Annotated in this window: 11 protein-coding genes; 7 read left to right on the top strand and 4 right to left on the bottom strand. The window is 62.5% G+C overall.

Going from position 1 to position 26,823, the window contains the following annotated elements:
* Nucleotides 1-374 precede the first annotated feature (374 nt).
* The 4 genes from ABFP37_RS10495 (at nt 375) to ABFP37_RS10480 (ending at nt 9,664) form a co-directional block, all read left to right on the top strand.
* Nucleotides 375-1,583 (top strand): DUF6361 family protein, encoded by a 1,209-nt coding sequence (locus ABFP37_RS10495; RefSeq protein WP_347033533.1) that lies wholly within the window; start codon nt 375-377, stop codon nt 1,581-1,583.
* A complete protein-coding gene (locus ABFP37_RS10490; protein WP_347033532.1) occupies nt 1,576-3,456 on the top strand; it encodes a phospholipase D family protein in 1,881 nt (626 codons plus the stop codon). The genes ABFP37_RS10495 and ABFP37_RS10490 overlap by 8 nt, the downstream gene beginning before the upstream one ends.
* Complete coding sequence (locus ABFP37_RS10485) at nt 3,446-6,598, top strand: DEAD/DEAH box helicase (protein ID WP_347033531.1); 3,153 nt, start codon at nt 3,446-3,448, stop codon at nt 6,596-6,598. Before ABFP37_RS10490 ends, ABFP37_RS10485 begins: the two co-directional genes overlap by 11 nt.
* A gap of 534 nt (nt 6,599-7,132) precedes the next feature.
* Nucleotides 7,133-9,664 carry a DUF4268 domain-containing protein gene (locus tag ABFP37_RS10480; RefSeq protein ID WP_347033530.1) on the top strand — a complete coding sequence of 844 codons (2,532 nt, stop codon included), beginning with the start codon at nt 7,133-7,135 and terminating at the stop codon, nt 9,662-9,664.
* A gap of 191 nt (nt 9,665-9,855) precedes the next feature.
* Here the strand turns inward: ABFP37_RS10480 and ABFP37_RS10475 are convergent, their stop codons facing one another.
* From ABFP37_RS10475 to ABFP37_RS10465, 3 genes are all read right to left on the bottom strand, one after another.
* Nucleotides 9,856-13,011: a DUF3427 domain-containing protein gene (locus tag ABFP37_RS10475; protein WP_347033529.1), complete on the bottom strand. Its 3,156-nt coding sequence runs from the start codon at nt 13,009-13,011 to the stop codon at nt 9,856-9,858.
* Between the two features lie 107 nt (nt 13,012-13,118).
* Nucleotides 13,119-18,476 carry a DEAD/DEAH box helicase gene (locus tag ABFP37_RS10470; protein WP_347033528.1) on the bottom strand — a complete coding sequence of 1,786 codons (5,358 nt, stop codon included), beginning with the start codon at nt 18,474-18,476 and terminating at the stop codon, nt 13,119-13,121.
* Nucleotides 18,473-21,526 carry a hypothetical protein gene (locus tag ABFP37_RS10465; RefSeq protein ID WP_347033527.1) on the bottom strand — a complete coding sequence of 1,018 codons (3,054 nt, stop codon included), beginning with the start codon at nt 21,524-21,526 and terminating at the stop codon, nt 18,473-18,475. The genes ABFP37_RS10470 and ABFP37_RS10465 overlap by 4 nt, the downstream gene beginning before the upstream one ends.
* A gap of 189 nt (nt 21,527-21,715) precedes the next feature.
* Between ABFP37_RS10465 and ABFP37_RS10460 the strand changes: the two genes are divergently transcribed.
* Entirely contained in the window at nt 21,716-23,380 is a 1,665-nt protein-coding gene (locus ABFP37_RS10460; RefSeq protein ID WP_347033526.1) for an SIR2 family protein, read from the top strand.
* Between the two features lie 164 nt (nt 23,381-23,544).
* Here ABFP37_RS10460 and ABFP37_RS10455 read toward each other — a convergent pair whose 3' ends face one another.
* Entirely contained in the window at nt 23,545-24,222 is a 678-nt protein-coding gene (locus tag ABFP37_RS10455) for an NUDIX domain-containing protein (RefSeq protein WP_347033525.1), read from the bottom strand.
* A 93-nt stretch (nt 24,223-24,315) separates the two neighbouring features.
* On the opposite strand from ABFP37_RS10455, the gene ABFP37_RS10450 reads away from it, so the two are divergent.
* Complete coding sequence (locus ABFP37_RS10450; RefSeq protein ID WP_347033523.1) at nt 24,316-25,278, top strand: DUF6569 family protein; 963 nt, start codon at nt 24,316-24,318, stop codon at nt 25,276-25,278.
* Nucleotides 25,275-26,786, top strand: coding sequence for an ADP-ribosylglycohydrolase family protein (locus ABFP37_RS10445; RefSeq protein WP_347033522.1), 1,512 nt, complete (start codon nt 25,275-25,277; stop codon nt 26,784-26,786). Before ABFP37_RS10450 ends, ABFP37_RS10445 begins: the two co-directional genes overlap by 4 nt.
* Nucleotides 26,787-26,823 lie beyond the last annotated feature (37 nt).

Raw genomic sequence — 26,823 nt, 5'->3', positions numbered from 1 at the left:
CGTCTGCGAAATACATCCCTAAGGTTAGTGGAGTCCGCCGTCATTTTCTGACGACACGATGGAGTCATGAGGAACCTGTGACAGTCACCGGAGCTGGCGGCCATATTCGCAGCTTCATGTGGCCGGCTGGCTGTGGTTCATGATGGTCACGCGCACCTGGACTTTCTGCTGCGGAAAGGAGACCTTTCGCTCTGCGTGGGCTGGAGCATCAACAAGGTGGCCGCCAAACCGAAGGATTTGGCCAATATTGTCGCAGCTTCGCAGTCGCTGGGGTCCGTGTGCCCTATCGTCACAGTGGGGCCAATTCGTGGTCACGAAGGCCCCCACCACCGCAAACCGTTCGCCACCAGTGCAGAAGCGAGTCCATAAAGCACATGACTTCCCTGATCTCCTGGCTGGATGCGTCAACCGAGGAAAACTCGAAGATGCGCGAGCTCGTCAAGCTCTTCGGCACGCTGGAAACCACGGACGACCTCGGCATGGGCCAGCTCCGGGATGCGATCAGCAACAGCCTGTTCCCAGGCACCTCCGTCCTGCACCTCGGCGCCCGCTACATGATCCTTGTCCCTTGGTCATACCTCACTGCACATCGCGGGACCAGAAACCCAGATGACCTACGGAAGCGATCTGAGGAATCAGAGCGGCAGCTAATCGGCCGGTTAAAGGAGCTAGGCGAGGAAAGCTACATCGGCCGCGACGCCGGCCGGAACGTGCGGCAGCTTCCTTCGTCGGCTTACTGGTCGGCGCTGCGCCGCTACGGGATCGTGAATCCCGAGACAGACCGCTCGGCCGTCGCGCAGCTCATGTGCGCAGACACTCCCTCCCCTGAGGAAGGTGGGAACGCCTACTGCATCTGGGACCCGAGTCTTCCGAAGCCGCCGGAAGGCTTCCCGCAGTCCGACGAAAATGGACTGAAGTTGTCCCACGAAGAAGCCCGCTGGCTCCAGGAACGCATCCTCACCACCTGCCCGGGCACCATGCTCGCCCACGTGGTTGGGTCCGAAGTCAGCCCCGAGCGCAGTTTCTGGGCTCCCTGGCTGGACCCGGCGTGCCGCAGCGCGGAGGGCGAACCCGCGCAGTGGCTCAAGGACGCTGAAGCGTTCTCCTTCATCCACAACGGCGCCACGATCCTTTACCAGCACCTCCTTGCCGAGCTCTCTGCCGGCGTCTTCTCCGCTGGAGCGGACACTATGCGGCCAACGCGAGTGCTCTTGGAAGCGTGGGAGGACCAGCGCGACAGCAAGCGCGACCTCCTCGCCGGCTGGGACGTCGACGATTACCTCAGCCGCGCCAGGGCACTGAACCACAGCATCAACAGCAACACCGCCGACTTCGCGGGGGCCATGCTTACGGCAGCCCTGAGTCCCGGCAAACTGAACGACAACGCAGACTTTCGTGCCGCCGTCGAAACCCGGGAGAAGTTGATGAAGAAATCCAACTCGCGGTTCCGCAACGAGCGCCGGCTCCGAGCCTGGCAATCGCCAACGCAGGTCGCCTCTCTGTCCTTCCGCTGGGCACAGGTCCGCAGGAACGTCCTGGACATCCACGCTGGACTCGCACTGGAAGGTCAGTCACATGCTTGAGGCAGCAAACAGGCAGGCGCTCACCCAGCAGCTGCGCCCGCCGGCCGGGTTCCGGCTCTCCCACGCCGTCGGCACCACCTTCACCCTGGACATGACCAGCGCCCTGTCGGTACCGCTGAGCTTCGTGGCAGGTTCCGGAGAAGAATTCACCAATCCGGTGGCGGTTCTCAGCGCACTGCGCAAGGTCTCCGACCGTGTGGACATCTTCTGCCAGGCAGGCCACATCAAGGCGCCCTCGGACGCGTCGGACCTGCTCGCGTTGCTGGAGCCGATGGTCCATCAGGTCAGCGTCAAGCGCGGGCTGTTCCACCCCAAGGTCTGGCTCCTGGAATTCGAGAACGACACCGAGCGCCGCTACCGCTTCCTGTGCAGCAGCCGCAACCTCACCACCGACGCCAGCTGGGACCTCTTCGTCCGGCTGGACGGCGAACCTGTGCAGGGCACCCAAGATGCCGGCCCGGACAGCGGCCCACTGGCGCGCTTCATCGCCGGACTGCCGGACCTCTGCACCGTGAAGCCCGACGCCGCCAGGCTGGCCAGGGTGCGCGGCCTCGCCTCGCGGCTGGAGGACGTCCGTTGGGATCTGCCGGACGACATCCACCGCCTGGCCTTTCGGCCGATGGGCATGGGCGAAGAATTCGAGCAAGGATCGATCGTGGCTCACCTCCGCGACCCGGAGAACTTCATCGCGCTCAACTACAAGACCGGGGATGCCGCCTTCCTGGGCCGGGACAAGCTGGTCATCTCGCCCTTCCTCGATGACAGGCTGGTCGGCCGGCTTCAGGACCGCTGGACGGAGAACCTTTACGTCTACTCGCGGGGCGACCAGCTGGATCTCTTGGACGAGAAAACTGTGGCCGATACCCGGACATCCTTCAAGGCCTTTGACGAGCTCGGGATCCCCGGGTCGGCGGACTCAGGTCTGAGCGATAAGGACGAATCAGGAATCCAGCGCGTCGCCGACGACCTGACGGGCCTGCATGCCAAGGCCTACTTCTGCGACTACGACCACTTCACCTATGCCCTTCTCGGTTCCGCCAACGCCACCGATGCTGGGTTCACCAAGAATGTGGAGTTCCTGCTGGAAATGCGGGGAGCCAAAAAGCGCCTTGGGGTTCAGCGCATCAGGGAGAGTCTGAAGGACGTTCCCTTCGCGGTCTATGACGGCACCGGCGGCCAAACCCGAACCGAAGAGGACGAGGCTGCCTTCCGGCTGGAGAACGCCCTGCGGGACGCTGCAGCGCACGGGTTCCTCCTCGACGCCGTCCCCGATGACGGAGCCAAGAACACGTTCACGGTGACCGTCTCACACGACTGGTCACCGAAGCCCGAGTTCACCGCGAAGCTGCGGCTCCTCTCGCTCCCCCAGCCGAGCGCCGTCGTCGAACCTTCCGGCGGTCAGCACGAACATGCCTTTCATGGCATACCGCTCGCAGACGTGACCCCGTACCTGGTGCTGTCGCTGGAGGACCCGGAAGCCGGGCTGTCCAAGAGCACTGTGATCCAGGGCAGCCTGCGCACCGACCCTGCGGGGCGGCTGGACGAGATCATCGCCCGCCAGCTGGATGACCCGCAGAAGCTCCGCCAGTTCCTTCTGTTGTTCCTCACTCCGGAAGACGCGCTGCCGGGGTCCGGAACCGGCACTGGCTGGTTCGCCGGTTCCGGGTTCGGAGACGGGTCCGCCGCCGGACTGTTTGAAGCGATGGTGGGCGCCATGGCCGGTCCGGACGCTATGTCCGTGTTTCCGGACCTGAAGGTCGTGATGGACCGTCTGCTCGCCCTTCGCGGCGATGATCCGGAGATTCAGCAGCTGCACGCACTGTGGACGGCAGCCACCGAGGCATTAGACATGGGGGTACTTCATGGTGTTTGACGCAACGCCCGCGCTGGACGGGCTCCGGGGCTTTCAGCGCCGGACCGTGGAACACGTCTTCAAGCGCCTGTATCTGGATGACCAGCCGGCGGACCGCTTCCTGGTGGCGGATGAAACCGGCCTGGGCAAGAGCATGGTGGCCCGCGGCGTCATTTCCAAAGCGATTGAGCGGCTCGACCAGCGGGACTCCGGCGCGGACCGCATCGACGTCATCTATGTCTGCTCCAATGCCGACCTGGCCAAGCAGAACCTCGGCCGGCTGAACGTCACCGGCCAGAGGGACATCATCGAGTCCGGGCGGCTGACACTGCTGCCCACCGAGCTGGCGAAACTCAACGCACCGGCCGCGCCGGGGACCCGGAAGCGGGTCAACTTCATCTCACTGACTCCGGGCACGTCGTTCAACGTCGGCGGGGCCACGGGCCAGGCCAAGGAACGGGCCGTGCTCTTCCGGATCCTGACGCAGCTTTGCGTCATCGACGACGACCAGCATCCCACCGCCGTGGAGCTTCTCCGTGCGGGCGCCTCCGCCCAGCGTTTCGGGCGCCGCGTCCAGTACATGCATGAGCAGTTCCCAAACGGCTTCGCCGTCCCAGTGCGGAACCGCTTCCGCACGCTGGCCCACCAAAGCGGCAACCTGCCGGCGTTCCGCAAGGCTCTGCGCGAGGCGACGCGCGACGGGGCGGACACGGTCCGTCCGCGCATGAGCGAAATCATCGGCGGGCTCCGGGGCGACCTCGCCCAGGCCGGACTGGATTGCCTGGAACCTGACCTGATCATCCTGGATGAGTTCCAGCGCTTCCGCGACCTGCTCTACTCCCCCGGCACCGCCCCCGACGACGAGGATCCAGCGGCAGAGCTCGCCCGGCAGTTCCTGAACTACAAGGGCGCCAAGCTCATCCTGCTGTCGGCCACGCCGTACAAGGCGCACACGGGAGCGAACGAGGCCGACGGCGACGACCACGCCGCAGACTTCCGGCAGCTGTTGCGTTTCCTCAGCAGTGAGCGTCCGGGGTACATGGAAGGCCTTGAATCGGATCTGGATGACCGGCGGACACAGCTGCTAAAGCAGATTCCCGACGATGCGCTGACGCATCGCATCGAGGACGGCCTAAAGATGTTTATGTGCCGGACGGAGCGGCCGCAGCTCGGCAAGGACGACATGCTGTCCGTCATCGAGATGGCACCCACCGATGTTCGGGCCGGGGACCTCTCCAGCTACAAATCCCTGTCCGCGCTGTTCCGCGCGGCGCGCACCGGCAGCCCGATGGAGTACTGGAAGTCCGTGCCGATGTTCGCGCACTTCCTGACTGACTACAAGGTCGGCAGGATGCTGGACGGTCGGATCCACTGTGACCGCGAGGCTGTTGACCCGGTGCTGCCGGCCCTTGCCACGATCGATCCGGATACCTATCGCCGCTATGGCGCTGTGGAGACCGACAACGCCAAGTTCAGGGCCGTCCGCGACCACACCGTCGGCCAGGGCTGGTGGAAGCTGCTGTGGATGCCGCCGTCGCTCCCCTACGTTGAGCCTTCCGGCGCGTTCGCCGAAGTGGGGCCCGATGTCACCAAGCAGCTGGTCTTCTCCGCGTGGAACGCCGCCCCGACGGCGATCACTACGATGCTCTCCTACGAGGCCGAGCGGCAGATTCTTGAAGGCTCGCCGCGGCACGGGGAGAACACGGCCGAGGCTCGCCGTAAATTCGCAGGGCGTCTACGCTACAACGTCCGTGACGGCGAGCCTCAGACCATGTCAGCTCTTGCGCTTTTCATCCCTCATGCTTCACTGGCACTTGCGGGTGATCCACTGGAACGTGCTTCGATGAAGGGTTCCGCCGTGGAGGGCAACTCTGTGCGGGAAGCTGCCGCGGAAGCCGGTAAGTCCATGGTGGGCGGCGCCGTAGTCGACCCCGCCAGCCGCCTCGGTGTTTGGGCTTCCTACTTCTCCGTTCCCGGCACCCTGCCGGCAGAGTGGAAAAACGATGCCCGGCTGGCCACCAAAGAGCTGCGGAATCTGGACGAGTACACCCAGCAGCTCTCCAAAACGTCAGACGCAGGCGGCGCAGACCAAGACTCCGGCTCAGAAGCCGGACTGTATCTGGCCCACATTGACCGGATGGCGCAAACATCCGTCGGTGATCCGGCAGGATGGGACGACGGCGTCGAAGACCTGGCCGTCAACTCCCCCGCCAACTGCATATACCGCGCCCTGGGTCGAGTCGTTCCGGACGAATTCGACGGTGCTGAGCTGTGGAAGGCTGCCGTCTTCGCTGCCACCGGCCTGCGTGCACTCTTCAACCGCCTCGACGTCTCAGAGCTGCTGGACAAGCTTTACCCCGAAGCCGCCTACTGGCAAAAGGTCCTGCGCTACTGCGAGGCCGGAAACCTCCAGGCGGTGCTGGACGAGTACGTCTTCCAGCTCCGCAGTCAGCAGGCTCCCGGGGAGATCACCAACGAGCAACTGTGGGCGCTGGCCGATGACATCCGGCGTTCCCTGTCCCTCAAGCCGGCGCAGATGCTCGCCAAGTATCCCGATGGATCCCACGAAGATCTCCGCATGGGCGTCCGTTTCGCCGTCCGGTACAGCAACGCCAAAACGGACGACGGCGACAGCAACCGCATGCCCGACGTTCGGCGGGCCTTCAATAGCCCGTTCTGGCCTTTCGTTCTGGCGTCGACGTCCGTGGGCCAGGAAGGCATCGACTTCCACTGGTGGGCGCATTCCGTCATCCACTGGAACGTGCCTGGCAACCCCGTTGATTTCGAACAGCGCGAAGGCCGCGTGCACCGGTACCTGGGGCATGCAGTGCGGAAGAACGTTGCCAGCCGGCATGGTCGCGACATTCTGAAGCCGGGCGTCATTGATCCGTGGCAATCCCTCTTCACGGTGGCCACAGACTCGGTCGCCGCACTGACAGAGAATGACAACAATGAGTTCGCTCCACACTGGATTTACCGGGGAGAGCACAAGATCGAGCGGCGGCTGTTGGACCACCCTCTCAGCCGTGACGTGCCACGCACAAAGCACATGCTGGCCTGCCTCGCGAAGTACCGGCTGACGTTGGGCCAGGCCAGGCAGGATGATCTGCTGGGCCTGATCAAGGATGGTGCGGAGATCAAGCCGCTGAATTTGCGGCCGTAGGACGTCACAAAGCAGCCGATACGCGGCCGGCTGGACCGATGAAAGGTGTCATGCCGCCACCTTGACTGGACAAGAATTTAGCCCGCGCCGCGAAGAAACTTCGGGGCTAATGGGAAGGGCCGACAAGTTATGGCGGAGTGGGATGTAACCCCCGAAAACATTCGATGCAACTCCTCCATCTGGCTGACAGTCAAAGGACCGCAAGCGCCGAAACACGGCGGATTCCGAACTCGTTTAGCCCAAATTCAACTACGACCCGTCACGCGTCTGATCCTGTCCCGTATTTCTGGACCCGGAAGGACGGTTTCATCTGGCGCCACAGCCTAACTCTCGTGAAGGTCGAAACTGAGGCGAACGGACAAATATTGGTTATGACGACAGGACGCCAGCCGCTGCCGCCGTGGGGCTGTTCCTCGATGACAGCCGCGTGTGGGCAGACGGCTCGTGGGGGTCCGCTGGCCATGGCCGACGCGGGGCTCACGAACTCCGCCCCATGTAGTCTCGTTCCATTACCGTAATTCCAGGGAGGCATGTGTGGTTCGAGCGGAGAACGGGACACTTGCGGGTGTTCTGGAAGGCAAGAAGCAGTACCAGGTTCCGCTCTACCAACGCGTGTACTCGTGGGGCAAGAAGCAGCTCGGGCAACTGTGGTCGGACGTCGTCGAGTTGGAGCGCACTCTTGGTGACGACCCGAAGGCATCGCACTTCATCGGCTCTCTCGTGCTGGCGAGCAGTCCTGACTTCGGCGCCATCGGCGTCAACAAGTTCCTTGTTGTCGACGGCCAGCAGCGACTGACCACGCTGACTCTCCTTCTGGCTGCGCTCCGCGATCATTTGATCGAGACCGGGAAAACCGATAGGGCGAGCGGCATTGACGCCCAGTACCTAATCAACGTCTTTGACAGCGGCAAGCCGCTTAAAGTCATGCCGACCCAGACAGATCGGCCTGCCTACATGGCGGTGCTCAATCGTGCGCCGCACGCTGGCGGGGAGGACGCTGTCGGCGATGCGTACCGGTTCTTCCGCTCGAAGATCGCCGCGGCCGACGACCCGGATGATCCGCATGACCTGGAACTGCTCGAAGCCGCCGTCGTACGCGGTCTCGCGCTCGTCGTCGTCACGGCGGAGCCGTCAGACAACGCACACCGCATCTTTGAGTCGCTAAACAACACTGGCCTCCGGCTGACGCAAAGTGACCTGCTCAAGAACTATTTGTTCATGCGGCTCGGTGATCGCGCAGAGATGGTTTACGAGAACGTTTGGCTTCCGCTGGAAAGGAAACTCGACTCTGAGAATCTCGAGCTGTTGTTCTGGCTCGACCTCGCTCAGCGCGACGAACGAGCGAAGCAGTCGGACACCTACGTCGGACAGCAACATCGGCTCGAGAGACTAAAGACGATCGAGGAAGTCGAGGCCGAGGTGATCCGTATCGCCAAGCTGGGTGACGTGCTTGCGACGATTCTCGCGCCTACGGGGGAGAAGCACGCCGAGGTTCGCCGTCGCCTCACCAGGATCAGAGCTTGGGGCTCGACGACTGCATATCCGGTGGTTATGCAGATCCTCGCCCGACGTGCTGCCGGCACCGCGGCTGACGATGAAGTTGTGCGCGCGCTGACGTACCTGGAGTCGTATTTCGTACGGCGCATCGTGATTGGGCGCGCCACCGCAAATCTGAACCGAACGCTACTCCAGGCTGTCGGTGCGATCAGTGATGCGGACCAGATCGACGTCGCGCTGCGCGAATTCCTGTCCCGCGGCCGCAAACACTTCGCGACCGACCTCCAGGTTCGCGAGGCTGCCACGGCGATCGCGTTCTACTGGCAGGGCCGCGGAACGCAAAAAAAGCTCATCCTGCAGTGGCTCGAGGAGGCATACCGCCCGAAGGAGATCGTCGACCTCGACCCTAGGCATCTGACGATCGAGCATGTATTGCCACAGACGATGACTGATTCCGTGCGCGAGACGTTCGCGGCGGGTTTCAGCGCCGATGCGGACATCGACTACGAACACGAGCGGGTCGTGCATACGCTCGGCAACCTCACTCTGAGCGGGTACAACAGTGAACTCAGCAACAAGCCGTTCGAAGAGAAGCGCGAGATGCTGGCCAAGAGCGGCGTATCGATGAACCAGGCAATCGCTGTGCACGCCACGTGGGGCGTCGACGAGATCAGCGCCCGTAGCGCTGAATTAGCAGAGAAGATCATTGAGATGTGGCCTGGCCCGGACGAGAGCATCATCGCAGTCGGCGACGAGCCGTCTGCGCTGCGCAGCCAAGTTGCTGCGATCGTCGTCGAGATCCCGGCAGGGCGCTGGACTTCGTACGGCGACGTCGCGATCGTGGCCGGCACCTGGGCCCAGCCATTGGCTGCAATTATCGCGAACTTCCCAATTGCCAACGCTTGGCGAGTCTTGCAGAGCGGCGGGACGATCTCGCCCGGTTTCCGTTGGACGGAGCCCGACCGCGACGACGACCCCCGCGTGGCGCTTGAGGAGGAGGGGCTCCGGTTCGATGCACAAGGCCACGCGGATCCCGAGCAGTTCATGGGCGCAGAAGAACTCGCGGAAGCCGCCGGTCTCGACGTGGACGAGGAGGCGATCGCTGCACGCCGCAAGAAGAACAAGCCTCAAGCCAGGACCATAAGGGAGGTCTCCGTGAAGGACGCCCAGCTTGAATTCTTCGAGCGGGTTCGTGACCACGGCCTTATAAACGCGACGAACATCGATACTTGGCGCAAGCCCTTTCCGCAAAACTGGTACGACGTCAGCATCGGAGACTCCCGTGGGCAAATCTCGCTCCAAGTGAACTCCCAGAAGAAACTGGTCACCACGCTTTTCTGGATCAGCAACGACAAGGACCTCTATGCGAAGTTGCTGGACCAACGCGACGCCATCGAAGCAGACCTCGGTTTCGTCCTCGAGTGGGACGACAAGCCCGACCGCAAGGCATCCAAGCTCGTCATCAGCCGCCCCGGCGACTTCTTAGACCAGGCTCAGTCGCCACAACTCGTCGAGTGGCTTGTGACCACGGGAGACACGTTCGCGCGGGTCTTGCCGAAGTACTTGTGACGCTCCTGCTACTTCTTAATGCCACTTAATGCCACGGTTCCGTCCACAGTGACAAGAACCGCTCCGGAGGGAACTCTTGGCAGCCTTTCCTCAAAGTGCGCTGTCGACGGTTCCTCTCATCAAGTCGATCAGCCATGAATAAGTTACTCAGCAGTTGCTATCGCCCATATATGAACAGGTCCCCCGCCTAGTTATTGCGCCACTGCAGCCGCTGTCGCGTAGACATCAGCTGGCATCGGGCGGTGCAGCTTCCAGGTAATCGCGATCGGCTTCTCGCCGGCGTGCTGCACGTAGTCCACTTGCCCGAGACACGTGTAAGGAACCGTCAGGCCGGTGTCGTCGTCCGCAGTATCCCTGGTGAAGATCAGGATCGTCGAGCCGTGTGAAGCCCGGTCCAGGTACCGTTTACCGGTCGGGCTCCCGGGCGAGGTCGCGTTCTGCGACTCCCAGTGGAACAGCTCCGGGCTGATGGCATAGTCCTTGTACATCGTGGTGGCCGAGTGCTTTTTGTCGTCCTTGTTGAGCGTCACGAAGAAGGCGTCGGTGGAGGTCGCCGGGCACCAGGCAACGCCCTCGCGGTGCTGCACGTTCTTGCCCAGCTCCAACGAACCGTACTGCAGGGCCGCCAGGACCTCTTCGCGCCGGTAGGTCGCGTGCGAAAGCAGTGGAACGTGCTGCAGCCCCGCTCCGAGCCCCTTGGCGGCGTGCTTGGACGCTGCGACTCCGAGTCTCACGAGCTGGCGGATCTCGCTGCAAACAAACTGGTAGCCGCGCAGATAGTCGAGTCCGGCGTCGTACGTCTGAAAACCGCCGCCGTCGTCCCAAAGCGTGTAGAACAGCATCCGGGCGAACGTCTGCTCTCGCAATCCTAGCTCCGCGTAGCGCGGCGCATCGGGGCTGACCAGCATCGAGTAGGCCTCGGCACGTTCCGGATCGTCCACGTGGATGAGGGCGGCCATGCGGCCCAGGAGCCTCTTCTCATCGGCATCCGTGAGCTCCTGGATCCTCCCGCTGAGGACTGCCTCCAACCGCGAGAACCCCTCGATCAGCCCCGCCTGGCGGAGGTAGCCGGTCCACGAGTCCCTGGTCGAACGGTAGATCGACTTCACGTCGCTCCCGGACCGCTCCAGGTAGGCCTCCAGCTCGGTCTCCGCATACGAAGCAATATCCCGGACCAGCTGCGCCCGGTTGAACCGCAGCTGAGCCTTGATGTTGTCCAGCACTACTTTCTGCGCCACACGGTCCAGCACGATCTGCGAGCCCGACGGCAGATACGGGAACTCGTCCTCGACGGCCTTTTCCAGCTCCTTGCGCCCATACCCCGTCAAAGCCCGGTAGCGCAGATCAAAGCGGAACTCACGCCGTTGCTGTCCGATAAAGTCCATGACCGTCAGCACCGCCTTGCCTTCAGCACGGCGCAACCCCCGCCCCAGCTGCTGTAGGAAGATCGTGGCGCTCTGCGTGGGCCGGAGCATCAGGATGGTATCCACCTGCGGGAGGTCCAGGCCTTCGTTGAAAAGGTCGACGGCGAAGATGCAGTTGATCTCCCGTCGGCGGAGGCGTTCCAGCGCCGCTGCACGGTCGGCGTCGTCGGTGCTGCCGTCGACCGCAACGGAAGCGATTCCGGCACGGTTGAAAACCTCGGCCATATAGTGGGCGTGCTGGACCGAGACGCAGAAGCCGATGGCCCGCATCCGGTCCGTGCTGGTGACTTTGTCGCGGAGTTCGCGGATCACCTTCGCGGCACGGGCGTCGTTGCCGGTGTAGAGGTTGTTCAGCTGCGTGACGTCGTAATTGCCGCGCTTCCATTCCAGCTGGCTCAGGTCGACGTCGTCCGAGACGCCGAAGTAGTGGAACGGCACCAGCAGGTCAGCGTCCAGGGCATCCCACAGCCTTAGTTCGCTGGCGGTGCGGCCGTCGAAGAACTGTTTGGCGACGTCGACGCCGTCGCCGCGTTCCGGCGTCGCTGTCAGTCCGAGGAGCTGTTGCGGCTGGAGGTGGTCCAGCAGCCGGCGGTAGGTGGGCGCCATGGCGTGGTGAAATTCATCGATCACGACCACGTCGAAGAAGTCCGGTTCCAGCTGTTCGATGCCGAGGGACGACAGGGACTGCACCGACGCGAAGATCTGCTTCCAATCCTTCGGTTTATGGTCCCCCACGTAGAGCTCGCCGAACGCACCGTCCTGCATGACGTCCCGGCAGGTGCGCATGGCCTGTTTGAGGATTTCCTGCCGGTGGGCGACGAAGAGCAGCTTCAGATCACGGCCGGCCGCTTCGCACAGACGCTTGTAGTCCAGGGCCGCGATCACGGTTTTCCCGGTTCCGGTGGCCGCGACCACGAGGTTGTGGCTGAAGCCCTTGAGCCGCTCGGCTTCCAGGTCCTCGAGCATCTCCTCCTGGTGGAGGAACGGCTGGACTTCAAGGCCTGTGGCAGCATCAGGGGCTGCGGTTCGCCGACCGCCGTTGCGCTCCAGTGCGGCGTCGAGTTTTTCGCCGTCACGCTCAGGGTCATAGCTCTGGAAGGCCCGCTGCTCCCAGTAGCTGTCGAAGGTGACCTCGAACTTTTGAAGCAGCGTGGGCGTGCCGACGGAGCTGAGCCTGACGTTCCACTCGAGTCCGTCCAGGAGGGCTGCCTGGCTGAGGTTTGAGCTGCCGACGTAGGCCGTGTCGAAGCCGGAGTCCCTGCGGAACAGCCAGGCCTTGGCGTGCAGACGGGTGGCCTGGGTTTCGTAGTTGATCTTCACGTCGGCGCCGTAACGCGTGACTAGCTCGTCGATGGCGCGGCGTTCCGTGGCACCCATGTAGGTGGTTGTGATGACTCGGAGTTTGACGTCGCGCTCCTTGAGCTGCTCCAACGCCGGCTGGAGCAGGCGCAGTCCCGTCCAGCGAACGAAGGCACAGAGCAGGTCCACGGTGTTGGCGGACTCGATCTCGGTTCGGAGCTCGGCCGCGAGGTTCGGATCGTCCTTGCTGTTGGTCAGGAGGGCCGACTCGCTCAGCTTGGTGGTGGGACGGCGGAGTTGGCGGCGTTTGAGTGCATCCGGACGGTGGAGGGAGTGGAGTTGCGTGGGGCCCGCGGCGATGCGGTCTGAGGTGCTGAGTTCCTCAAGGATGCGGTTGGCCAGACCGACCCTGTCACTTGGCTTGGCTGCGGCGAGAGCCTGGCGGACGGCGTCGGCCACATGGCGGGAGAGGATGTCCGGGGTGTCTTCGTCCTCGACATTTGCGAAGACCGGATGGAGTTCTGGAGTGGTATTCAGCAAATTGCCGAGCGCATCCGTGTTGAGGAGTTCGTACAATCCTTCGTGCAGCTTCTCCGCCGCTCTTCCCCCGCTGAAATTAGTCACTGCGCCAGGCTACTAGCGATCACCGACAACAAGGGGGATTCCTCGTGTCAGCTCGCTCAGGAACTAGCTGGACAAGCCGACACAAGGAATCCACGGTGAGGCCATTCTCAGAGAGACACAGCCTCGCCCTCGATCGCGGAGACGAGCACCGAGAGCGCGCGCCGGTCAAACTCAAAATGATCGCTCATTGAAAGTCGGTACCCCGGCAACTCGTGTTTCGCTTCGGCAACGGCTTTTTCCCGCCGTATGTCTGTGCTCCCGGTTGCGCTTCTGAACCAAAGGGGATGGCCCACAACGACTCCGACTTTCTGATCTGGCATAAGCACGACCGGGACTCCCAAGGACCCTACCGCCACGACCTCACAGCCAGGATCGATAGACTGCGCTGCCGACTGAAGATCCTGCTTGCGATCGAACCATCTGGCGAGTTTCAGCGCGTCTCCCGCACACAAATCCAGCATGTCGAGCGCCAATCTCCAGTCGAGAACGCCATGGAGGCGTTGGTTGTCCCACGACCTCAGGCAGTCGGGGCAAGACGTAGAACACCCCACGTGGCCTTCTGCTTCGTACATGACCCGCAATGTCTCACGGGTGGAGCGCAGCAGGGCTTTGAAATTTTCCGGTTTGGCTATCTCCACGGCGTAGCCCGCCCCGTTATCCAGACTGTCGGCCAGGAACACTCTGGCTGTCGGCTCACCAGCAGAGGTCAGATGCTGCAGGCCTGCCTGCATCTCCTGCGGATCGATGTCTAGCTGCGCCTTCACCCCTGCGCGCATGACCTCTGCTAGCGACCAGAGAGCAGACATTCCTGCTGGCAGTACTCCTGCGGAGGTCGGGAGGCCACCTGTTGGCGTCTCCAGGCGTGTGAATGCTACCGTCACCGCGTCCGTGGTGCGGATTTCTCCGATTGCGCTCTTACCGATGTCGATCCCCGATGTGGGCATATCCTTCCAACCCCGCGTATAGATCGTCTTGTCGACGGCGACCACAGAACCGTCGCCCTGCCGCTTAAGATCAAAGAGATGTCCTTTGTTGTCGTTATACTGCAGCAACTTGCCCTGCTCATATAGACGGACATCGACACCCAGGACCTCTTCGAGCGACGTCTCCTTTTGGGCGGAAACGAATGTAGGCAGGCTTTTGGACTGTGCTCGCGAGCCGTCGATACGGTAGGGACGCGGCTTGTAAGTCGTTCTGAACCCTCGCGGTTCAAACATGGAGAACCGCACCACTTGAGAGCCACAGTTCTCGCAAGAGTCGTCGACTTTCCGGTCAATGAATGTCGTTGCGCAATCCGGACATGACACAACTTCGTGGGAAGCCCCCAGCGGGTCGGCCGGCGACCATGATCTGCCTGTCTTCTCGTAGTGGGCAAACCCTGCTGCCGTGTGAACGAGTCCGTCTCTGACAACTTCGGCGCCTGGGGCATAGTTCGTTACAGCCAGCGCAAGCGGACGGTCGGCAACAACGTTGTTGTCCAGCACTCTCCCCATGACTTCACCGTCGTAAAGATTGCGTACCCTTGTGGGAAATCCGAAGAGGGGGAGGAGACCGCCGAGCGCCAAGACCAGACTAAGCTCCTCGTCGCTTCGTTCTGGCAGCGCAATTATGCGGTCGATTTCAGCGACAAGCTCAATTCGCGCCCAACGCTCGATCTCCAGGACGTGCGTCTCTGTGAGCCTCGTGTAGCGGCTCAGCTGTCGAACGACGTGGCCTACGTCTGGATGCGTACTCAGCCAGTCAGCGACTCCGGACCGGTATTCGGGCCAGGATTCAACGTTTCCGAAAGATCCATGCAAGCTGTCGGGAGACCATCCTGGCCCCCCCGCCACCGATGAGAAGGCCCGTTTGAGGAGCTCAGATGCTGCGACGCGCTGAACGATGCGGGGACGCCCCAAGTCGAGGAACGGCTGGGGAGGAAGATCTCCTGTCATGCGGTAAGCATTGTTGAAGTAGTACTCATCGTGGGCCGAGTCGCGGCAGGATGTGATGGCGAATGAAAATGCCTGCCCGGCGCGGCCGGCGCGGCCGGCGCGGCCGACTCGCTGCTGGTAATTGAACCGCTGAGGCGGCATGTTGGCCATCAGAGTTGCGTTGAGCGCACCGATATCGACGCCGACTTCCATGGTCGTAGTCACACTGAGAACATCAAGCTGGCAGGTGCGTGGGTTCTCTTGAGGCGCCGGCAGCTGGATACCTTTAAACCAGCGCTGTCGCTTGCGCTGTTCGCTGGCAGGCTTGGTCTGTGCGGTCAGCTCGGCAACGGCGATTCTCCGCAGGTCCTGGCTCGCAAGCCACCCATAGTAATCACCACCGTTTGACGGTCGTTCGCGTTGCGTCAGTGTGGTGGAGTCGCAGCCCTTGTTGGCGCAGACTCCCGCAGAGCCTTGTAAATGGACAAAACCACAGCGGTCGCAAGTCCACACGTGGCCCGGTGGAGGGGCGAAGCGGATGTGGTTCGTCGATCCGTGAATCTTTAGGATCCATCCGTCATGGGACAGGCCCTGACTCTTGAGAACGCCGTATGCCCACGCCTCGAGCGTTGCGGCGTCGACACCGTGCCGGACCGAAACACGCTTGAGGTAGTCTTTCACCGCGGTCGGGGTCTTGATCCCGTCCGACCGGGCAGCAAAGGAACCTTCGTAGTTGAGGTCTAGGCCCAGCAGGCGCACGCAGCTTGCGACGACCTCGCTCGCAAGATCGTCGCTGAGACCGCTTCCGGACCCTGAAACGTCCGCTCGAATCCAGGCCAGCCCCGTCGATTCAACGTCGCGCCGGCCAGAGTCGAACACTTGTCGAGCCAACTCCATATCCAGCATGTTGCCGAGCTTCTCCTGCGCGACAGCTGAGGAGGCGGCATCCGCCTTTATCCAGAGTCCCTGTTCCGGCGGCGCGTAGAAGGAGTACCAAGGCTCCTTGTTGAATTTTTGCGCAAAGGGAGACGGGCCACCCGGGCTTATCCCCAAGTCGACCATCTGCGTTTCGATCCGAACTCGGAGGTCGGTCCATGCGATGGACTCGGATCCTGCTGAGCCCAGCTCTGACAACACCTCGTGGTCAGCAGGGGTGGCGACGCCGGCCGTTTCACGCATAATGGCCATGAGCGCCCCGGGATTGGTCTGCAATATGTGTTGTGCCTGAGCGAGTTCAGCAGGCTTCAGACCTGATGGGTCTGAGGTGAACCGTCGAAGGATGTCCGCAATGTCAGTGTCCGCTGCGTCAGAGAGGCCCTTCCGGAGCATTTGAACCAGGATGTCGCTGTACTGACGGGTGGCCAACGAAGCGGCCGTCCTCGCCGCGGAATCTCGATTGTCCGTGAACACTATGGTTCGGTAATCCTCCGGCCGCTCACCGAGTGTGCGGGGGAGCTGACGGAGGTACACAGAAGTCGTCTGAGCCGGCGACGTCGCGTGACCTTGCAGGGGAGAGGCAACTTGGCCCTGCACAAATTCAGCCGTCTGGCGCCCTTGTTGTCCGCATTGTGGACATTTGCCAGGGATGGCGGGGGTGGCACTTGCGTCGCCCTTGCCGCTGATTTGAAGCACCCAGCCATTTGCTCCCTCCGGAGCACCTACTTCGACGCGTCCGCTGGTTTCCAACCGTGCCCGGATCCATGCAACATCGAATGTCTGATTTGACCATTTGCTGCCGGCACCCACCGGTGCCTGGTCGCCGACCGTTGGCCAAAACCAACGATAAATTCCCCGGTTGCGCCGGGTAACCAATCCGGGTGCGTCCGACAAGATGCCGGCCGGCGTGGCACTCAGGCTCTCCGTTCCGTCGCTGAATGGCAAGACGTAGCCGCCCAGGCTGGTGTCGCCGCACTCGCCGCAGAGGATGAGTTCCAGGACTCGACTGCCGCAGGCGTCGCAAACTGACACGGGTTGTCCGAAGAGCTTGCCAACGTTTCGGTGCTTGTCTCGTCGATCGGACGATACCCCCGCACACAGGGCGCTGCTGCAGGCCCACAATCCGGACAATACGCGGGCAAAAATATGGCCACGGAGGGGGATGCCAACCTGTCCGCCGAGTGCGACAGCTTGGAAGACTGCTTCAAGTGCAGTCAGTTCGTGATCATTGCTGCCGAACAATCGCTGCGAAATTGTGTGGAGGGACTGTGCCCGATACCTGCCGTCCGACTCGTCGAAGCAAGCCGCCGCAATGGCTTCGGAGAGTTCGGCAGATCGACTCGCCAACGTGCCCGCCGCGTGTCCCGCCAGCACCTGATCCCGACTAATCGGTAGCTGGCTCACAATTGCGCGGGGCTGCCCGGCAGTGACGACAAAGCTGCTCTTGGACGCTCCGAAGAACTCCTCCAAAAAGTTCAAGCCCTGCTCGTCCGGACTTAGTGATGCGCTGGCGGCGATAATGCGCAGCTGGGGGCTATCCGGCTCGAGGCCAAGTCGACTCATTAGCCTTCTCAGAAGCAGGGCAACTTCACTACCTGCGGAACCTCGGTATGAGTGGAGTTCGTCCACTGCCAGTGTGAACACATGGTCCGGAGACTGAGCAAGCCATTCCCGTGACTGCCGAAACAGCGGCGCCTCGAAGTCTCGCATTAAGATCGCGTTGATCATCGCGAAGTTAGAAACCATGACGTCGGGAGGGTCCTGAACCATATCCCAACGGGTCACCATTTCGTGAACCCTTGGGTCGGTAAAGAGCGATAAATCACTCTCGTCGACCGTCCCAGCAGTGACAAGGCTTTCGTACTCTGCTGTCATCTCACGAAGTTCCTGAATTACCCGTGACACTGCCCCCGATTTTGCGGACGGTGTCGGCAGTACGTTGTTTCCGGGCGTAGCACCCGTGTACCGGCCAAACCAGAGCCGCGCCTCGGGACGGGTCTCGGAAATCCTCCGGAAAGCCAGGCGGAGACGCGTTAGTTGGTCTTCCACTAGCGCGTTCGTGGGGTACAAGATAATCGCTCGGACTGCCGCCTTGCGCTTCTCGTTCTTCCGCATGGCGCTGAATGCGTCCCCAGTCCACCACGTGTTGACTGGTCCCGGCGTGCTCCATCCCTCAGACTCCTCGACCAGCCGGAGCAGGATAGGCAACAGGATCGCTTCCGTCTTGCCGGATCCAGTGCCCGAGGTGAGGACGACATTTCTCTTGCCGGCCTCACCAGCACCTCTATTCGTCAGGATGCTCATGGCTTGATGCCGTCGAACCCCGATTGCCTCACCTGGCTTCACGAATTGCCGAAAAAAAGCGTCTCCAACAACACGCCCAACCGATTCCGAGTACCCGGCAGCAACGGCAATTTCAATGAGGCCATCTGTAGTCGGATAGGGAACGACCGGTTCGACCAAGGGTTCTTGAAAAACTTGTCCTGGTGCACCCAGAAGGTCATCCCGATCCGCGGCCAATCCAGGAGACCGCAGGCGATAGTTTGTCGAGAAATATCGCGAAAATGCCTCCTTCAAGTCGTTGCTGACACTGATCGGATTGGGGTGTTGGGTCATGAAGTTAGCTTTCCAATAAGCGCTTCGGCAGCGGCGGAGGGGACATTGAAGTACGTGGTCGACCGGTCCGACCGCTGAATGTGAGGCAAGCCGCCACCACCCATGACTGCTGCGCGTCCGTATATGCCTGGAAGTTCGGCTCCGACTGGCACTGACAAGGTAGCTTCCAGCGGGTCATAGGCAATAAGCGGGCGGTTCGTCTCCAGCGCCGCGAGGTGCTTTCCCAATTCGACGGTTACTATGGCCGCCACATCGCCAGCCACATCCTTGGCCGTTCGGAAGTAGTATCGGGAACTGAAACTCTGCGACACCCGGTAAAGTCCCGGCAGTTGCGCGGACTCGATGGCGGTCCAAGAGGCGGACTGCGTGTTGAAGTACTCGTACGATTCTGTGAATGGCATGCTGCCGCGATGCAGCCCTCCACCCACCGCGGACAAAGGTGGCAGCGCACTGGCGAGCGCGATGGAAGCATTCGGGACCAGGTCGACGCCAAAATCCTCTGCGATCGATGCGATCTGGTCGTTTGGGATATCAGCGATCACGTGCAGTGACTGGCGTTCAGGCGCATTGACTGAAATGGTGGCGCCTGCCGCCTCCAGCGCTTCAAGAACTTCACCTTTGAGCTGCCTGTTCCAATACCCAGTCAGCATCCAGGATTCGTCGGCTAATTGACCGAAACATGTTGCTGCGGACTCCCAGCGAACGACCTCAAGGTCAGCGTTCCGCTCTAGCTCGATAATGCCTAACGATTCCAAGTCGCGAAGAAGCTGGTTCTCAAAGATTGCGCTGTCTTCGAGTTGTCTCGCGAGAGTGGAAAATTCGCGACGGGATCCAGCGCCGAGGAAGAAGAGGGCATCAATGAGTGCGCTCCAACTTGGGCAGATGGGAGAAAGCTCAGGCAACGTATTTCTTGTGCGCCGGGCTGTGACTTCGCCGGAGGATGCGGATTTCCGTACCCAGGTAGGTTGTCGTTTACTCATGCCGCATTGCGTGCAGACTCCGTACATCCAACTCGACTTCGGACGCTTTCCGTCAAAGGTCGGAAACTCGAAGCGATGGCGTCCAGTCACAATGCAGGAGTTCTCCGGAGGCCCCGCCACGACTAGCAGCTTCCCGCGTGGACGTCTTTGGCCGCTGCCAGCCCAATTCGGGCGGGACTCCACGCTGTGACGGGAGTGTGGCACCGGGGGTGCCGATAACGCCAGACCATCGAGACCAGGGACCGCTGCATCGTCATTGGGAAGACATTGCATCGGCCAAAGAGGATCCTCCAGATCGTGACACAGCGACCTGAAGCGCAAGGCGAGGTCAGGGACTGGTTCCATTGAGCTCCTGAGTTTCACAGCCAAGTTCTGGAGCGTTGTCTTTCCTCGCCGCAGCGACAAAGTAAAGTCCGTACAATTTTGTGGAAGGTCATCCAGACGGACTACTGCGGGAACTGTCAGCCGTCGGCGTACAAAATGCTCCTCAGCTTGGAGTGTCTCCTCATTTCGAGTCAGCAACAACAGATCCACGGGTTCGTCAGTCTCTGAGGCGATCATGACTTGGATCGGGCTGAGGGAACTCCAACGAGGCATATGCCCTGGGAGCTTCAGTCCGCCTGTGATCGTCATTTGCGTCGAAAGCCGCGGCTGAAATGCAGAGAGATCAGTAGCTGTCACCAGCGCGGACGCGGGTGGGCGTAAGAGGACCACATCCGTATATACGGCCCAGCCCTGGGGGACACCGCTCGTCCCCCCAGGAATCCTTGAATATCCTGGCTGGGCAGCGTCGGCTAGGATATTCTCCACCGCCGACGTGAGTTGAGGTTCATCTTTGACCAAAACGCGCGACTGTGCTGCCGCATTTATGCGATCGGATTCGATATAGCCGGCGGAGAATGCGTCACGCGTCAGGATGACCACATTTTTCGGAAAGCGACGCCGTTCGGTCCCTGCGCCCACGGCGACCCGTAGATCACCGGCAATAGCGGACCCTGCGTCGATGCCGACAGCACGAAAATCAAATCCGGACGAACCGACTCCTAGGGCCTCCAATCTGAACTGCTTCGCCATGTCCTGGAGCCCGTCGATGCGGCATGTTTCGCCGGGCGAGGCACCTGCGAGAATCAATCCAAATCTCATTTCAGACCGAAGCATGACACGCCCGTCCCTGAGCGTCAGAAGACAACGTCCGGGCCCCGTTCCCACCTTCCCCTCTGCGGATGACGGTGCGCCTTCCCACGTGGCGAATTCGGCAAGGGCAATTTCAACGATGCGGCTCTTCAGCTCGGATGAAGCCCACATCTTGACAAGGGCTTTGTTGGCCGATGTCCGGGCCGAGTTGATCCAAACGTCAATAGCGCCGTACATGTCGGTAAGGGAGACTGTCTGACCCGCGACGAAGCCCTGTTCCTCGAACATTTTCTTCAAGTTTCGGCGCTCGCGGGCGCGCACCAACGCTTGCGAAATTGGCAGCCCAACATATCGATGCATCAGCGCATAGGCGCTCGGCATACCCCTGTGACCGTCTTGGTCTTCGAGCCAGAGGCTCAGAGATTCCCAGTAAGCCTCACTGGATTTCATGAAGGACGTCCGGAACCTTCCCGACTCGGCGCGAGGTACAGCCAAGAGTCCCTCGAGGTTTGAGTAGTATCCAGATTCGACAGCCCCCGTATCGCTGTTGGCGCCACCGATGCGTTCTGCGGCCAATGAAAATAGCGTCAACAGCGCAATGTGCGGCGGTGGCGGGACCTCTATGGAACTTGCCAGCGCCTTTCGCCTCCTGGACAGCCACAATGTTGTTATGCGGTCGAACTCAGCAAACGCGGCCCGGCCTGAGTCCTTCCAGCAAAGCCTCGACCGGACGGCATTCGCCAACGAATCGTCTGCATCATCGATGTTCACTCCGATGTCCTCACAAACTTTGGCAAAGGCGTCATCGTCTTTGTCCAAGTAGACGAGCTCCCCCGCCCTGTCGTCACCGAAGAATCTGTGAGCCAAAGCCGTGTTCCAGGCCTCGTAATCAGAGCCAACTACCGCTGCGACGTCATTTGCCGCCAATTCAACCATTTCCTCGCGCCCCCCACCTACAAAATAACTCTTTTACGCAAGGTTAGTTAGCACCCCTGACAGTTATCGTTTGGACGCGCAGAATGGACGATTACAAAGACCCCGACGTTGCCTCCTGCCCACCGATAGGATTTCTCAGCTGCTCCCAAGCGCTTTGCCAGCGCAGAATCCAGCTGATATACCGTCCCAATGACTAAAGGCCACGTTTTTGTCACGATGGGCGACTTGCTCAACTTCAAGTCCGATGCTTGGCTGCTGCCTGTCGACCGCCGCGCTTCGCCTGGTGATCACTGGAAAGTGGCGTTGCCCTGGCTCGAGGAGGCCTTGGAAATCCACAATCTTCAATCGATAAGAGACGAATCGGTTTTCGCATTTCCGCTTCATATCTGGAATCGCGATTCATCCATTCCGGTCCTCACAGCTGTCCCGATGTCGGGCGTCACCGACGCAGAGCAGCTCCTGCCTCGTTTCCGTTCATTTCTCGAAGTCGCGACCGCCGCCACCACTGAGCGTCGTAAATCAACCGCAGAATCCGCGGTACGCCCGGTGTTGGCAGTGCCATTCTTTGGTACCGGTCGAGGCGGTGGAAACATCTATCGAGGCGAGATTCTGCGGGTGCTGCTCAAGGAGGCTTACCGCCACACAGGCGAGGCGGGCGTGGACGTCGTCTTTGTCTTTCAGGATGCTGCCGCCTTTGCTCTCGCGCAACAGCAGCGACGGGAACGCAGTGATGCGTGGTCCGCCCTTGCGCCATCCCTCCTGACCAAGGCCAAAGATTTGGCTAAGGTTGCACGGGACGGCAGATTAGTTCCATTCATGGGCGCCGGCGTCAGCATCAGTGCGGGGGCTCCAAATTGGAGCCAGCTTTTGCAGCGTCTTGCCGGTGCAGCGGGTCTCGAATCATCTGAAAAAGCTGCACTCGCCAAACTCAGCAATTTGGATCAGGCCGACGTCCTTCGATCGTTCTTCTCCGACAAATTTCCCCTTGACAGCGACGCCAGGTTTGGCCGGGCCGTAGCCGACTCCGTCGATGTGAAGAAATACGGCCTGGCTCCGAGTCTTCTCGCCTGTCTTCCATCCAACGGGGCGATCACTCTCAATTACGACACTCTCTTCGAGACAGCTTCTGAGGACGCAGGAAGTCCTCGTACGGTTATTCCCGGCGATCAGCCGGACGACCGGACGGCCGCAAGCCAGAAATGGCTGCTGAAACTCCATGGGTCGGTCGATAAGCCCGAGACCATAGTCCTGACTAGGGACGACTACCTCGGCTACAGCGCCACGCGGGAAGCGCTCTCGGCCTTGGTGAAGGCTCATCTCATTACTCATCACTTACTCTTCGTGGGCTTCGGACTCGCCGACGACCACTTCCACGAGATCGTTCATGATGTTCGCCGGGCATTACCAGCCAAGCAGGGAGGGAATCGATTTGGATCAGCCCTCATGCTGGAAAATGACGTGATGCAGGAGAAGCTCTGGGGAAAACACCTAAATCTGATTGAAATGAAGAATCCAGATCCTTCGGAATCCGGGATCGCTGCAGCAGCAAGGCGGCTCGAGATCTTCCTTGACGCACTCGTCGCGCATGCTTCGGACAGCCACTCGTTCCTCTTGGCCCCGCACTATGGAGAGGGCCTCACGGACGAGGAGGCCAGGCTCAGAGATGCGTTACTTGAGGTCGCCAGGGTCTCTTCTACAGGCAACACCAGCAGCGCCGCGCCAGTCGTCCACCGGGTGCTTCGGGAGCTTGGCTGGGACGGCACGACTCCGAACACGAAGGCACACGCGCAGGGAGTCACGTTTTCGCCCGGCTCCCCCACCGACGCGGACGTTGGCAAGGATTCCACTAGATAATCCGCATCCATCCGATCGCACTCGCGTTGAAGCTGGTCGACACCTTGCATTAAGACTGATCTCGCGGACGGCTCGGTTGGATCCCGAGAAGGGCCGATCTGGCACCAGGTCCGGGCATGGCGCCGAGCCTCCTCGGCGACTGATGACAAGGCTGCCGCAAGAGCTTACTCTTCGCGGCCCGCCCGCATCCACAACCGCGACGGCCTCCCCCGCGTCCCGTCCGACATCTGCCCGGTTCCGGCCAGCTGCGGCTCCATGAACCGCCGGAACGTATCGCGCATCAGCGACGTGCCGGCCACCACTTCGTGCAGGTCCCGCAACTCCTTCAGCGTGAAAGGCTCGTCGAGCAGCACCCCAGGATCCGGCGCTTCAGCGTAGGCGGTCCGCAGCCACTCCACGGCCTTCGCCACGATCTCCGCGTGCCCGTACGGCAGCCCGGCGATCAGCTCCGGTTCCGTAGTGACGGAAGCCAGCCGGACGCCGTCGGACTTCAACGCCTCCTCCAGCGCCGCCGGCTGCACCACATCCACGTGCGCCACAGACAGCACCCAGCCCCGGTTGTCCCGGGCCGGATCGTCGAAGACGTGCAGCTGCCGGGGCACGCGCCCGGAGATCCCGGCCTTCTCCCGCAGGGACCGCAGCACTGCATCGGCCAGTCGCTCCCGCTCACGCAGGAAACTGCCCGGCAGCGCCCACCTGCCGTGCTGGTGGTCCTCGCCGCGCCGCACCAGGAGCACACAAAGGCTTCCGTCCGCGACCGTCAGCACCGCCGTGTCCACCGCCACCGACGGCCGCTGGTAGTCCAGCAGGGAAGCACTCGGGGCACCTTTAGTGGTCTTCACAGGATCATTTATCTCAGTATTGCGCTAAAGATTCAAGCCGTGCATACTGGAGTCAATTAGCTCAGATTTGAGCTAAAGATTCCGGAGGTCATCATGAAGGTTCAACAGCTGCACGTCGGGGCAGGCACCGCGCTCGGCCCGCTCAGCATTTTTCCCGTGTGGACGGCGGGCGCCGGCGAACTTGGCATCAGCACCGGCACCCACGCCGACGTCGCCGTCACCGAGCTGGCCGGCGGCCCGCAGGTCGACCGCCTCACCGTCACCAACAACGGCCCGCGCCCGGCCCTCCTGCTCGAAGGCGAGCTGCTCGAGGGCGGCCAGCAGCACCGGACGTGCGCCCGGGACGTTCTGCTCGGCGCCGGCGAAACCCGCGACATCGACACCTACTGCGTGGAGGCCGGCCGCTGGGAAGGCACCTCCAGCCACCGGAGGCAGGCCCGCCGCGCCCCGCTGAACGTCTGGGCCGAGCTCGCCACCGGTCCGGCCGATCCGCGGGGCGCCGACCGCCAGGGCCGCATCTGGAACAGGGTCAGCCGGTTCGACACCGCCCGGGGCCGGTCCGTGACCAGCTCCCTGCTGGAGCACATGGACCGGTTCACCGCCGAACCACGGGAGGCGAACCGCCTCGACGCCTCCGACGCCCCGGCCACGATCGAGGGCCAGCGCGGCGTAGTGATCGGGCTCGGCAAGCAGCCGCTCCTGCTGGAGGTCTTCGGCACCCACACACTGTTCCGCCGGCACTACCGCCAGCTGGTCGAATCCGCGCTGCTCGATCTGGAGCTCCTTCCGCCGCATGTGATGGCCTCCGGGCCGATGCCCGGCCAGCGCGCACGGGACTTCGCCGCCGCGGTCCAGGCCCTGGACTTCGGACCGTTCGACGGCGGCCTGCCGGCGCTGGAGGTCCGGAACCACGGCGCGCTGCGCAGCCGCCACATCACGCGCGTGGCGGGGCACGTCGCAGCGGCGGGCATCGCCGTTGCCCTCCCCCGCCGCGAACCCGAGTTGGCCCACCTGACCGGCTGGAACACCAAACACCCCCTGATGGAGATCGCATGAAACTGAACCCACTGCAGAACGACCGCGCCGCCGGCGTCCTCGTCACCCTTGCCGTGGGCGACGCCCTCGGCGCCGGCTACGAATTCGGCGCCCCGTTGCCCGACGGAACTCCGGTGAGCATGAAGGGCGGCGGCCCGTTCGGCTTCGCCCCCGCCGAGTGGACCGACGACACGTCCATGGCCATCGCGATCGCCGAGGCCTTCCTTGAATCCCTCTCGGCACGCGGCGCCCCTTCCGCGCTCGACGGGACCGTCCGGGCTTGGACGGCGTGGGCCGCGGACGCCCAGGACGTGGGGGCGCAGACCAGCGCCGTCATGGCCGGAGCCCGCCGGGATGCCGTTGCTGCGGGCCGGAGCGACGCGGACGCCGCGGACTTCTTCACGGCGGCCGCCGAGTTCCACTCCCGCACCGGCCGGAGCGCCGGCAACGGCTCGCTCATGCGCACCGCTCCCCTGGCCCTGGCCTACCTGGACCGCAGCCCCGAGGAGCTCATGGCCCAGGCCGCGGCCGTCAGCGCCCTCACCCACGCCGACCCCAACGCGCAGGAGGCCTGCGGCCTGTGGTGCGTCGCCATCCGGCAGGCGGTGCTCACCGGCGAACTGGATGTCCGGGCGGGGCTTGCTTTTCTACCGGCCGGGCGGGCGGCCCTGTGGCTGGAGCGGATCGAGGCGGCTGAGCGGTCCCGGCCGCGGGACTTCACCCACAACGGTTGGGTGGTGGAGGCATTCCAGGGAGCGTGGAGCGCCATCCACTCCACTTCCGATTCCGCTGCTGGCCCCGCGCATCTCCGGGCTGCACTGGAGGAAGCCGTGCTGGGCGGCCGCGACACGGACACGGTCGCCGCCATCGCCGGCGGCCTGCTCGGCGCCGCCTACGGCTTCTCGGCCGTCCCGTTCGAGTGGCGCCGGCACCTGCACGGCTGGCCGGGGCTGCGCGCCCGCGACCTGATGATGCTGGGCATGGAGCTCGCCGCTGGTGTTGGCCGCCTCGTAAGTGAGTGGCCACGGGCGGTCACGCAGGACTACAGCATGTGGGGACGCACCGATGTGCTCGTCCAGCACCCGCACGACGACGGCGTCTGGCTGGGCGGGGTCCGTTCCGTCGCCCGGGTGGCGGAGTTGGGGATCGACGCTGTGGTGTCGTTGTGCCGGCTTGGCACCGAGGATGTTCCCAACGTCGCCGCGGCGGACCATGCCACGTTCTGGGTGGTCGATTCCTTTGATGCCGGGGACAACGCGCATCCGGCCTTCGTGCTCCGAGAGGCGGCGGCCGCCGTCGAACGCTACCGGGCGGAGGGCAAGACGGTCCTTCTGCACTGCGTGCGGGCGGAGTCCCGGACGCCAACGGTGGCGGCGCTGTACGGGGCGAAGGTGGCGGGTGTGACTCCACAGCGAGCGCTGGAGGACATCCGGCGGGTGCTGCCTGGGGCGCAGCCCAATGCTTTGTTCATAAAATTGCTCGGCGTTGCCGACGCGCATGCAGAAGGCCCCGGTTTGCAGCCGTTGTAATTCCGACGGGCAACCTAAGATGTTCACAAATGCGCGG

The sequence above is a fragment of the Burkholderia sp. RS01 genome, from assembly GCF_039748055.1.
Lineage (GTDB): Bacteria > Actinomycetota > Actinomycetes > Actinomycetales > Micrococcaceae > Arthrobacter.
The sequence above is the reverse complement of the archived record's forward strand: the minus strand, read 5'-3'. Positions and strand labels throughout refer to the sequence as shown.

What these genes read in the sequence shown, in the direction of transcription:
- ABFP37_RS10460 (WP_347033526.1), top strand. Translation starts at nt 21,716, where the DNA reads ATGACTAAAGGCCACGTTTTTGTCACGATGGGCGACTTGCTCAACTTC.
- ABFP37_RS10445 (WP_347033522.1), top strand. Translation starts at nt 25,275, where the DNA reads ATGAAACTGAACCCACTGCAGAACGACCGCGCCGCCGGCGTCCTCGTC.
- ABFP37_RS10465 (WP_347033527.1), bottom strand. Translation starts at nt 21,526, where the DNA reads ATGGTTGAATTGGCGGCAAATGACGTCGCAGCGGTAGTTGGCTCTGAT.
- ABFP37_RS10470 (WP_347033528.1), bottom strand. Translation starts at nt 18,476, where the DNA reads ATGACCCAACACCCCAATCCGATCAGTGTCAGCAACGACTTGAAGGAG.
- ABFP37_RS10450 (WP_347033523.1), top strand. Translation starts at nt 24,316, where the DNA reads ATGAAGGTTCAACAGCTGCACGTCGGGGCAGGCACCGCGCTCGGCCCG.
- ABFP37_RS10485 (WP_347033531.1), top strand. Translation starts at nt 3,446, where the DNA reads ATGGTGTTTGACGCAACGCCCGCGCTGGACGGGCTCCGGGGCTTTCAG.
- ABFP37_RS10495 (WP_347033533.1), top strand. Translation starts at nt 375, where the DNA reads ATGACTTCCCTGATCTCCTGGCTGGATGCGTCAACCGAGGAAAACTCG.
- ABFP37_RS10490 (WP_347033532.1), top strand. Translation starts at nt 1,576, where the DNA reads ATGCTTGAGGCAGCAAACAGGCAGGCGCTCACCCAGCAGCTGCGCCCG.